Annotated in this window: 1 protein-coding gene; it reads right to left on the bottom strand. The window is 36.7% G+C overall.

What is annotated here, in order from left to right; genetic code table 11:
• Nucleotides 1-43: 43 nt before the first annotated feature.
• A partial coding sequence (locus ACFSR0_RS09715; RefSeq protein WP_449260603.1) for an RNA-guided endonuclease TnpB family protein occupies nucleotides 44-613 on the bottom strand: 570 nt, incomplete at its 5' end.

Here is a 613-nt window from a genome sequence, read left to right as displayed (position 1 = left end):
TCGTGGGGTTCTTAGGTAATACGTCCTAACGGTCGTAAATTTACTAAGCTATCCCCGAAAGTCCTTCGGTTTTAATATTTATGCTTGCATTAATATCTCTATCATGAACTGCTCCACAATTCGAACATGCCCATTCACGAATATTCAGTTCTTTTTTGCCGTCATTATGACCACAAGAAGAACAAATTTGTGAACTTGGGAAAAATCTGTCAACTTTGATTAAGGTGCGACCTTTCCATTGACATTTATAGTCTAATTGTCGAACGAATTCACTCCAGGATACATCTGAAATTGACTTCGCTAATTTATGGTTTCTAACCAACCCTTTTACATTTAAGTCTTCAATACAAATGACTTGGTTCTCATCAGTAAGTCGTGAAGATAGTTTATGTAAAAAATCAATACGTTGGTTTGTAATCTTCTCATGGATACGTGCAACTTTTATTCTTTGCTTTTGGTAATTGCGACACTCATCTAACTTTCGATTGTGTTTTTTCGCGATTTCCAAACGGTTTGAAAGCTTTCGTTGTTCACGTATCAGTCGTTGCTCAAGAGAACGATAGAATCGATTGTTATCGATTTTTTCTCCTGCGGATGTGATGCAGAAATGAGC

Source organism: Enterococcus camelliae, from assembly GCF_042685105.1.
In the GTDB taxonomy this organism is placed as follows: Bacteria; Bacillota; Bacilli; order Lactobacillales; family Enterococcaceae; genus Enterococcus_G; species Enterococcus_G camelliae.
The sequence above is the reverse complement of the archived record's forward strand: the minus strand, read 5'-3'. Positions and strand labels throughout refer to the sequence as shown.